Here is a 9,943-nt window from a genome sequence, read left to right on the forward strand (position 1 = left end):
TGAAAGCATGAGCGGTAGCAACATACTGCGGATTTTCAGGCTTGGTTCAAGGCTTTCAATGAAACGTCAACAGCCCCTAAAGTTTCACATTTTATATCTAATCGAAACCAGCTAATAAAAAACTAATAACTGAAAGTCGAGTTTTTTCGTCTGATTCGAACGAGTTACACCACTACATCCGGAGGGTGCCTTTGCCTATTCTCAGGTTGGATGGCCGCACTGGAGCGTGGCTCGAAGGGTATTGAGCCGGATGCTGTCTAAGGGTATGTATCAGGGCATGATTAAGGGAAGCGGGCAGGTAATGGCTGCTGGACTGTCTTTTCTGTAATGGTCATCCCCCTCAATATCGGGGATGTCTGTTGAATGGGCAGGGATTGTCCCGCCTCTTCATCTATTAAAGAAGGAGGTAGGGTTGGGTAATATACCGGTTATTTGTGAGGTGATTACGTTGTCACCGAGGGGAGAATGCTGATACAGCACCTTCAACAGGGCATGAAACCGTATAAATTCCTCCGTTTTTGATTGCCAGCCCCCCCTTGTCATGGATATCATGTGCGCGAGTCTTGATAATCCGTGAGATAAATGAAATACGCAGAACTGGATTTTCGTTTTGTCAGACATCTTCTATCCAGCTTGAATGAGATCGGACCTTACCAGTTTTATATTGATGCTCGGGATAAAAAGAGTTTCGAAATTAATCTCGCCGGATCGATTGTTGTTGTCGAAGATGCTGAGTCCGCTTTGATTTCCCTGATGTTCGCCACCAAGCGACTGGGACTGGCTGATGATGTCAAACGCATCATGAATGGTTACCGAAACCGTCAGGGGCATTCGTTGTCGCTTTCGGATATCAGTGGTCTCGAGCGTTTGTTGCGCATAGCCCCTGCCGGAGAACAGGCTGAGACGTCGCCGGCGTGGGAACAGAAGCCGCAGCGCCGTCGGTCTCATCACCATGGCAAGCGTCAGCCATACCGTGGCAACAAGGCTGCAGACGAGAGCAAGAGTAGTCCCAAATTTAATGATGTTGATAAACAACTGGCTGATGCATTAAGTCAATTCGGTTAATGATAGTTAACCCGTAGTGTCGTATTCGATTCATTGAATACTGGAATAGCATTAACGAATACAATAACGGCGAATACTCCCTTTTCCGGCAGGCGGCTATAGTTCAGGTAAGTCTTGACTGATTGCTGCAGGTGCTAATGAATGCAATGGCCGGATGATTATAACTTCTGGGGCAGTCTCAGTGAGCACACTTTCTGGATAGGACAGATTGTCGCTATTCTGTTGCTGATGGGATTTGCCGGCTGGTATGTCCATCGCTTGTTTGGCGCGCTTGAGAAGCGGTTTGCCCGCTCACGGGTTGGCTGGGACAGTGCCATGTTGCTGGCAGCCCGTTCGCCCGCCCGCTGGTTAATCTGGATTGTTGGTATTACCTGGATACTCCAGATTCTTAATACCGCCTGGCCAATCCCGTTGCTGGATGCTGGCAGAACCCTCCGCCGGACAGTCGTGATTGTGTTGCTTGCCTGGTTTTTACTGGGTTTTGTTAAACAGTTAAGAGCCAGTGTACCGGCAGACAACCAGCTTGCCCGAGCCGGTGTTATTGAGGCCGGTGTACGCATGGCGCAGCTGGCCATTGTGATTATTGCCTTTTTAGTGATTCTCCAGACCCACGGTTACAGTATTGCCAGTATTCTTGCCTTTGGTGGCATAGGCGGTATCGCCATCGGTTTGGCGGCGAAGGATATGCTGGCCAATGTGTTTGGTGGATTGATGCTTCATCTGGATCGGCCTTTCCATATCGGGGAGCGTATTCGGTTTGTTAATGGTTCCATTGAAGGTGCAGTGGAGGCTATTGGCTGGCGGCAAACCCGCATTCGGACACCGGACCGAAAGCCGGTGTATGTTCCCAACGCCCTGTTTACCAGCCATGCGGTAGAGAACTTTTCACGAATGGATAACCGTCGTATTCAGGTGACGGTTGGCCTTCGTTACGATGATCTGAATAAACTGGAAGTTATTGCCGCTGAGATAGAGGGTTATCTCAAACAGCATCCCGGCATTGATAACCGTAGAATCCTGCAGGTATCATTCAGTCAATATGGTGAATCAACCATTGACCTGTTAATTGACTGCTTTACCCGAACGACGGCATTGGTCGAGTATCGTGCAGTTAAACAGCAGATATTATTGAAAGCGGGTCAGGTGATTCATCAGGCTGACGCTGATTTTGCTTTTCCTACCCGAACGATTGAAGGTTTGATTACGGATAAGCCAATGCTACAAGAATAAATGAACAAACGGATTGTTGTTCTGATAGGGAAAAGCCGCAGTATCAGTTGCGGCTTTTTCTTGATTGATTACTGCAAACTTTCGAGAAAAGCGACTGAAGGCGCAAAAAACGCACAGCCGGTCACAGCCTGGGTGTAGTTCATCAGGTGGTCGTAGTGACCATGGCGGTCTGCGTGAATCATTTGCTCCAGCATCAGGTCAAAGGGTCTTGGGCTTTTGCCATAAGCTATAAAGAACAGGCCACATTCACTGCTGTCACCGTAAGGCAGGCTGTGGCGCAGGATTTCCAGACTCTTACCGTTTTCCTTGATGCTGACCCGCTTGATATGCGCGGTCGGCGCCTTCTGCTCGCTGGTGAACTCGATGTTATCGGTCTTGGTGCGACCGATGATCTGTTCCTGTTGCTCGACCGGTGTGGCTTCCCAGTCGCCCATATTATGGATATAGCGCTGGCAGTTGATATAGCTACCGCCGGTAAATGCCTGGTCTTCGTCGCCGACCAGTGCCACTTCCGCGCGATCCTCTCCCTGGGGGTTTTCGGTGCCATCGACAAAGCCGGTCATATCCCGGGAATCCCGGTAGCGGAAGCCGTGGACTTCTTCCTCAACCAATACACTGTCGCTCAGTTCACCCATAATCTGACGGCTCAGGTCAAAGTTGACATCCTTGCCCTCGGAACGGATATGCACGAGGATATCGCCCGGTGTAGACGGTGCCTGACGCAGGCCATTTTTATGGGCCTTGAAAGGCGCCAGATGTTCCGGGCGAGGGGTTTCAGGAAACAGGGTATCCCAGGCATGGGCGCCGAAGCTTACCGTGCTGACCAACTGGCTGTCAGGCTGTTGCTGTGCCATTTCGGCAGTCATCGCGGGAATGGCCGCGACAGTACGACGGATGGTCTCGATACTGTCAGCGTCATTGTTAATCAGCAGGGTGATGAAGGTAGCGTTGTTGTTGGCTTCCGGCAAAATGCCTGATTGGGGTGTTGTCATTCGCGCATCCGCAACGTTAAGAGACGAAAATTCGATACTTTACCTGATTCCTGCGTTCATTGAATTGTCGCGGCTCAACAGGAGTTCAAAAAAGTGAAAAAAACAGACTGGCTCTGGAATGGTGAGGCTGACGGACAGTCACCGGTCTTGATACTGGCCCACGGTGCCGGCGCCGCGATGGACAGTGATTTTATGAATACCATGGCAGAGCGACTGGCTGCGCAGGGGATTTTTGTCGTCCGGTTTGAGTTTCCCTATATGCAGGAGCGTCGTCACACCGGGAAGAAGCGGCCGCCTGATCGCCAGCCGGTGCTGTTGCAGGCCTGGCGAGATGTGATTGCTCAGGTCAGGGAGACGACGGGTGTTAAAACTGTCTTTATCGGTGGCAAGTCCATGGGAGGACGAATGGCAACCCTGTTGGCTGCAGAAGTGCTTGAAACGGGTTTGTCCGGTGTCGCGTGCTTGAGTTACCCGTTCCATGCGCCAGGTAAAATGGACAAACCGCGTATTGAGCATTTAATGGAATTTCCCGTGCCGATTCGCATTATCCAGGGTGACCGCGATGCCATGGGCAACCGGGAAACGGTTGAGGGTTATGGGTTACCCTCTCAGTTGGATATTCAATGGCTGCCGGATGGGAACCATGACCTGAAGCCACGCAAGGCGTCCGGTCATACCCATGATGAATACCTGACAATAGCCGCGGAAAAAGTTGCTGAATTTATTCGAAGCCAGTAGGCTGTGGCGCCTTTTCTGGACGCTACAACCGCTGTTTCTGACATGACGCTGAATCATCTTCTGCTTTACTGCCGCCCGGGTTTCGAGTCTGACTGTGCGAATGAGATCCAGTCGGTCTCCGCCCGGCTGGGTATTTATGGTTATGTGAAAACCCGTGAAAATGCCGGGTATGTCACCTTTATTTCCCACGAGCCTGACGGTGCCTTGCAGATTCAGAAGAAACAACGTTTCTCCGGACTGGTGTTTGCTCGGCAATGGGTTGCGGCTGGTGAAATGATTGCTGATCTTCCCATGAAGGATCGGGTGGGCGCGTTGACAGCGGCACTGGCTGATTTACCACAATGTGGTGAAGTTCGCCTGGAAACGGCGGATACCAATGAAGCGAAGGAACTTTCGGTATTCTGTCGTAAGTTTGCCCATCCCCTGCGGCAAGGCTTACGCAAAGCGGGTCTTCTGACCAAAACAGAGGATCCCCGTAAACCCTGCCTTCATCTCTTTTTTATTGATTCCTGCAATCTCTATGCAGGGATTTCCCGCCCCGGGAATAACAGCCCCTGGCCCATGGGTATCCCACGGCTGAAGTTTCCAAAGGAGGCCCCCAGTCGTTCGACTCTGAAGCTGGAGGAGGCGTTTCATGTTTTTGTACCGCGGGACGAATGGGATACCCGTCTGGCGTCGGGCATGAAAGCTGTTGACCTCGGCGCGGCGCCCGGTGGGTGGACCTGGCAGCTGGTCAATCGTCATATGTTTGTGTCGGCGGTGGATAATGGTCCGATGAATCGTGATCTGATGGAATCCGGGTTGGTGACCCACCTGCAGGAAGACGGGTTCCTATTCCAGCCGGCCAAGTCGGTTAACTGGATGGTCTGCGATATTGTCGATAAACCCTCGCGCACGGCGGGTCGTATGGCTGATTGGCTGGTAAACGGTTGGTGTCGTGAAGCGATCTTTAACCTGAAGCTCCCCATGAAGCAGCGCTTTACTGCAGTGGAAGCGGCAATAGACAAAATCCAGTCCCGTCTGGCTGAGGCTGAACGGCATTGTTCGCTCACTATCAAGCAGCTCTATCACGATCGTGAAGAGGTGACCGTTCATGCAAAGCTGGAATCATAGCGATTGCTTGGTCGCTCTATGGTTATAGGTGTAGGGCTTTTTTGTTTTTGAACGGCAGCAGGGTAGTGGTGGCGGGCTATCAACTGAAATGAAGCATTACAAATCGACATCACCAGAGGCAAACTCGACATTTAATGGGTTCATCTACCCAGTGATCTGTATTGGCATCTGAGGATTCGTTTTTCAGAACCAGGCTGCATAAAAGACGGATTGCATATTGTTAGTGCTTCTTTAGTATGACGACGATAACACGCCATTAACGGGTTTCGGGGGCTCCTTGAACGTCAGTTATCGTCGGGTCTGGCAATTTGCCTGGCCGGTCACCCTTTCCAATATTACGGTACCGATGCTGGGGCTGGTGGATTCCGCGGTCCTTGGACATTTGCCGTCTACAACCTATCTAGGCGCTGTTGCCATTGGCGCCAGCCTGTTTACGTTTGTCTTTTGGGCATTCGGTTTTTTACGGATGGGCACCACCGGGCTGGTGGCGAATGCGTCAGGCGAAGGCGATAGCCAGAAAGTTCGCGATATTCTGGTTCAGTCCCTGGTGTTGGCGGGAGGGATTGGTTTTATCCTGATACTGCTGGCGCGTCCGATTCTTTCTGCGGCGATTCCTTTTTACCAGCCAGGACCGTTGATTACGCCTGAGCTGGAAACCTACTTCCTGACGCGTTCTCTCTCGGCACCGGCGGTACTCGCCAATTATGCCATCCTCGGCTGGTTGCTGGGTGTTCAAATGGCGCGGGCGCCGCTGATTCTGCTGACCTTTGCCAATGCCATCAATATTGTGCTGGATCTGTTCCTGGTGTTGGGACTGGGTATGAAAACGGGTGGTGTCGCGCAGGCGACGGTCGTCGCTGACTACAGCACGCTAATGCTAGGCCTTTACCTGATTGCAGGGCAGTTAAAGGCATTGCCCGGTTCTTTCCGTTTCCGTGAGGTGATCCGTTTGGAGGCCATGCAGGGTTTGTTGCTGGTCAACCGGCAACTGTTCGTCAGGACGCTCTGTCTGTTGTTAGCCTTTGCGACATTTACGGCATGGGGTTCACGGTTGGGTGATGATACCCTGGCAGCCAATGCCCTGTTGTTGAATTTCCTGATGCTGATATCGAATGCACTGGATGGTTTTGCGTTTGCAGCGGAATCGCTGGTCGGCAAGGCCTGTGGTCAGCGTAACCGGTCGACTTTCCAGTCTGTGGTCAGGGCAACGGGTGCCTGCTCAATCATCATGGCATTTGGCTGTTTTCTGATATTTTTGCTATTTGGGCAGAATATACTGGGTCTGCTGACGGATATTGACGGACTTGATAAGATGGCCGCCGAATACCTCCCCTGGCTGATCGCCATGCCGCTGGTGGGCGTACTCTGTTTCTGGCTGGACGGTGTCTATATTGGTATGGGCAAAACGGGTCTGATGCAGAACCTGATGGTGCTGTCGACGGGACTGATCTTTATTCCGGCCTGGTACCTGACTCGTGAATCCGGAAATCACGGTCTGTGGTTTGCCTTTACGCTGTTCATGGCGGCAAGAAGTGTCGGTATGGCGGCAGCGTTTGTTCCGGTATACCGGAACTACTGCCGCACCCAGGTGGAGCCCGTCAGCGCTTCAGAACGGTGATTTTCTCATCGAAGACGAGCATGGGGTCCAGTTTTGCCTGCAACGCTTTGCGGTGTTCGGATTTAAGCCATTGCCGCCAGGTGTGCTCGTTGTCCCAGAGACTGAAGGTGATCCGGTGGTTGGGGTTGTTACAGTCTTTCAGTGACTCGCAGCCGAGAAAGCCGGGGGCTTTCTCGACCAGTGCAGTAGACTGCTGGAGTATGGTGTCGTAATGGGGGCCGAATCCTTCGGCGATGGTGCGATCAATAATGACTTTGATCATGAGCCGCTATCCCTGTTTCTGTACGGACAAATAACCTGTATTTTTATCTTAGTATGACCGGTTCATCTATGCACCGGTGTTTCATGATTGACTGCTCATCGAGTGTGTCGCGACACTGTGACCGTCTGATGGCAGTGGCTGTTGATGGATACGAATGACTGAATCAAGCATTGCCCCGACTGACCTGGTGATTGACCATGTCCTGGATACCACCGGCCTGACCTGCCCGGAGCCGGTTATGATGCTGCACGGCAAGGTACGGGATATGAGCGAAGGGGACGTGGTGGAGGTGATTGCCACCGACCCGTCAACCCAGCGGGATATTCCCAAGTTCTGTGCCTTCCTGTCACATGAGTTGATTAACAATGAAGCGCGGGAGAAAAAGTTTTACTATTACATCCGCAAGGGTGGTGGCGAATCCTGATCGCTACCATTCTCGGCCATAAGGCTTGCAGCCAGAGATAAACTGTAGAGGGAAGGTGGGATGCAGCGTCCGGTTGTCAGTATTCAATACTGTTCTCAGTGCCAATGGTTGTTGCGTTCTGCCTGGTTGGCCCAGGAGCTACTGAGTACGTTCTCTACGGATCTGGGCGAAGTTCGCCTGATTCCCGGAACCGGAGGTGTTTTCCAGATTGATGTGGATGGCTATGTGGTTTGGGAGCGTAAAGCCGATTGTGGGTTTCCGGAAGCTAAAGTTTTAAAGCAGCGTATAAGAGATAAAATAAATCCAAACCTAGATTTGGGACATAGCGATCTGTAAAAATTGACATGTCTTATGTGATTATTTTTGCTAATGATAATTTTTGCTATTGTGATTCCTGCGATAAAGATAGGTAATCTTCGATTATTCCTGGGTAGCTGCTGATGTCAGCAGCCTCTGCAATAGCTTTGATCACGTAATCAGGAATAAATCCAATTACCATAAGTTGGTAAATGCGTTCTCGATTAAAAGGGAACATATTAGTGCCTAATCTGTTTAAGGCTCGTTCAATTAAATCTGGTAAGGGGGCATGAAAAGATAATGAGGCTTCACTTGTCTCTGCTGCATTTGGTACACCCGTTGCTTCATCTGTTTCTCCGGTAGGCGCTTCAGGTGGAACCGCTATTTCACTTTCTTTAGTTTCTTTTTCCGTATTCGAGGTGTTTTCATCATCGGCACCTCTTAGCACAAGATCAACTTCATGGAGAAGTGAGACTCGCAGTTGGTGTTGAAAATCAAGTGAGGTGGTTCTCATTAAATCACCAATAAATTTAGCGATTTCATCCGCATACTGCCCTTGAGTGATTTCAAGTAATCGTTGTCTTAGTGATTTGGCTTGGAGTTGAGCCTCTCTTCTATGGTTTCTTGCAGTGTTGATTTGTAGATCAAAATAATTATCTGTAATTTCTGTTGTTATTTTCTCGTCATTAACCTGTATCTTGTCGAGGAAACGTTTGGTTTTTTTGTAAATAGTATTTTTGTTTTCATCAGGATTAAATGTGTTAGGGATAGGCATGGATTTTTCATCGTCATCCTCTAAAGATGTTGGCTGAGAAGAGGCTGCTTCTTCAGGGGTCGAGCTGCCTTCACTTTGAGGTCGGTGTACGTCTACGTCTACGACATGAGTCTCAGCTACATTGGCTTCAGTTGCGGATTGGTCCATTTTGCTTGCTTCTGTCGCACTATAAAGTGCTTGGCAGTCTTTGAGAAAGGCTAATGCTGCTTGCACTTGGGTTGCCCTATCGGTGCTGTGAGTTGCTGCAACGAAGAGAGTTTCAGCGTCACTCTGGGAATATTCAATAGCTTTGATGTAGTCAGTCCCTGTGTTCTGTATGCGAACCAGCTGTAGGTCAATTGCATTTTCATCACCTATTAATATTGAAAGTGCAAGGTTTATATAAGGATCATGATCAAACTGCTGCATTTCATCGATGTATTGTTGTATTTCTTCATCGTAGGGTGACACTTCTCTATGTAACCCTGTAGCGAATGCAGTTGCAGGCGGTTCAGGGTATGGTTCTATTTCTATAGACGGTGCACTCGGGCGGGCTGGGCGGCTAGCTATTATTGGTGCTGGTGTTATCGTATCGTTATCGATACAGTCGCGGCGGGCATTCGCAACTTCACTCTGGGCATTCAAAACAGTGTCTCTCTCTTTTCTTAACAGCTTTATGGCCTCTTGGCGCTGATGTCCTTTGTTTTGGCTAAGTAGTGCTGCAAGAAACCCATTGGCTCTTACCCCAAGTTCTGGATTGTCTGCTATGAGAGTTTGTAGTTCAGAAATGTAGTCATCATTGTCAGATGTACTGCCATTTTCCAGAATAGCGATGGCTAAGAGTAACAGGTAATCGTTTTGTGCTATTACATGCGATCTTATCTCACTTATTAGGTTTTGATCGGTTTGAGATAGCCTTGGCGCATGGCTTGAATAGTATTGATCTTGATGTTCTCGAACTATTTTGTTACTATATCCGGCGGCAGGGTCAGGGTATTGCGGGAATGGTTCTCGTCTTTGAGCATCTCTCATGCCAGCTTGTCTTGGTATAGGAGGTCGTCTTGTCTCTGCGCCTGGTCTTGGCATAAAAGGTGGGGGCTCGGCCCTTTCAATATTCCGGTTATCAAGGCCTAGACAGCGACATAGACAATTCCTGATACGCCGCAGGCAGCTTTTAATCTTTGGCCATACGGTCAATCTCCAGAATGTAAAGCAGCACCCATACTCAGCATATGGATCATAGCCGGGCTCAGTTCTTAACCGTGTTGCATGCAGTACTTCAATAGGAGTACGTCCGATTCTATCTGCGGCCATGATTTACCTTTTACTCCCTGAAAATACATAATGTTCAACAATGCGTTGAAATAATTAGGAGCTGTTGACGTTTCACATTGGTAACCAGACAAAAGCACAAGCCAGAGCTACGACACTGACAAAGTTTCGCTTTAGC

Annotated in this window: 10 protein-coding genes; 7 read left to right on the top strand and 3 right to left on the bottom strand. The window is 49.8% G+C overall.

The window, feature by feature from the left end; all coding sequences use genetic code 11:
* The first annotated feature begins 582 nt into the window (after positions 1-582).
* Together ABD892_RS13155 and ABD892_RS13160 are read left to right on the top strand one after the other, a co-directional pair.
* On the top strand, positions 583-1,065 hold the full coding sequence (locus ABD892_RS13155) for a hypothetical protein (protein ID WP_345196221.1): 483 nt from the start codon (positions 583-585) through the stop codon (positions 1,063-1,065).
* Positions 1,066-1,206: 141 nt separating this feature from the next.
* Positions 1,207-2,295, top strand: coding sequence for a mechanosensitive ion channel family protein (locus tag ABD892_RS13160; protein WP_345196222.1), 1,089 nt, complete (start codon positions 1,207-1,209; stop codon positions 2,293-2,295).
* Positions 2,296-2,363: 68 nt separating this feature from the next.
* Here the strand turns inward: ABD892_RS13160 and ABD892_RS13165 are convergent, their stop codons facing one another.
* Positions 2,364-3,287, bottom strand: coding sequence for a Dyp-type peroxidase (locus tag ABD892_RS13165; RefSeq protein WP_345196224.1), 924 nt, complete (start codon positions 3,285-3,287; stop codon positions 2,364-2,366).
* A 93-nt stretch (positions 3,288-3,380) separates the two neighbouring features.
* Between ABD892_RS13165 and ABD892_RS13170 the strand changes: the two genes are divergently transcribed.
* The 3 genes from ABD892_RS13170 (at position 3,381) to ABD892_RS13180 (ending at position 6,756) form a co-directional block, all read left to right on the top strand.
* Positions 3,381-4,025 (top strand): alpha/beta fold hydrolase, encoded by a 645-nt coding sequence (locus ABD892_RS13170; protein ID WP_345196225.1) that lies wholly within the window; start codon positions 3,381-3,383, stop codon positions 4,023-4,025.
* A gap of 3 nt (positions 4,026-4,028) precedes the next feature.
* Positions 4,029-5,138 (top strand): 23S rRNA (cytidine(2498)-2'-O)-methyltransferase RlmM, encoded by a 1,110-nt coding sequence (gene rlmM, locus ABD892_RS13175; RefSeq protein WP_345196226.1) that lies wholly within the window; start codon positions 4,029-4,031, stop codon positions 5,136-5,138.
* Between the two features lie 277 nt (positions 5,139-5,415).
* Positions 5,416-6,756 (top strand): MATE family efflux transporter, encoded by a 1,341-nt coding sequence (locus tag ABD892_RS13180; protein WP_345196227.1) that lies wholly within the window; start codon positions 5,416-5,418, stop codon positions 6,754-6,756.
* Here the strand turns inward: ABD892_RS13180 and ABD892_RS13185 are convergent.
* Entirely contained in the window at positions 6,737-7,018 is a 282-nt protein-coding gene (locus tag ABD892_RS13185; protein ID WP_345196229.1) for an antibiotic biosynthesis monooxygenase family protein, read from the bottom strand. The genes ABD892_RS13180 and ABD892_RS13185 overlap by 20 nt on opposite strands.
* Before the next feature lie 154 nt (positions 7,019-7,172).
* On the opposite strand from ABD892_RS13185, the gene tusA reads away from it, so the two are divergent.
* Together tusA and ABD892_RS13195 are read left to right on the top strand one after the other, a co-directional pair.
* Positions 7,173-7,442 carry a sulfurtransferase TusA gene (tusA, locus tag ABD892_RS13190; protein ID WP_345196230.1) on the top strand — a complete coding sequence of 90 codons (270 nt, stop codon included), beginning with the start codon at positions 7,173-7,175 and terminating at the stop codon, positions 7,440-7,442.
* 60 nt (positions 7,443-7,502) lie between these two features.
* Positions 7,503-7,778 carry an Rdx family protein gene (locus tag ABD892_RS13195; RefSeq protein ID WP_345196231.1) on the top strand — a complete coding sequence of 92 codons (276 nt, stop codon included), beginning with the start codon at positions 7,503-7,505 and terminating at the stop codon, positions 7,776-7,778.
* 46 nt (positions 7,779-7,824) lie between these two features.
* Here ABD892_RS13195 and ABD892_RS13200 read toward each other — a convergent pair whose 3' ends face one another.
* Complete coding sequence (locus ABD892_RS13200; protein ID WP_345196233.1) at positions 7,825-9,525, bottom strand: hypothetical protein; 1,701 nt, start codon at positions 9,523-9,525, stop codon at positions 7,825-7,827.
* Positions 9,526-9,943: the final 418 nt, after the last annotated feature.

This window comes from Kistimonas scapharcae (assembly GCF_039540975.1).
Lineage (GTDB): Bacteria > Pseudomonadota > Gammaproteobacteria > Pseudomonadales > Endozoicomonadaceae > Kistimonas > Kistimonas scapharcae.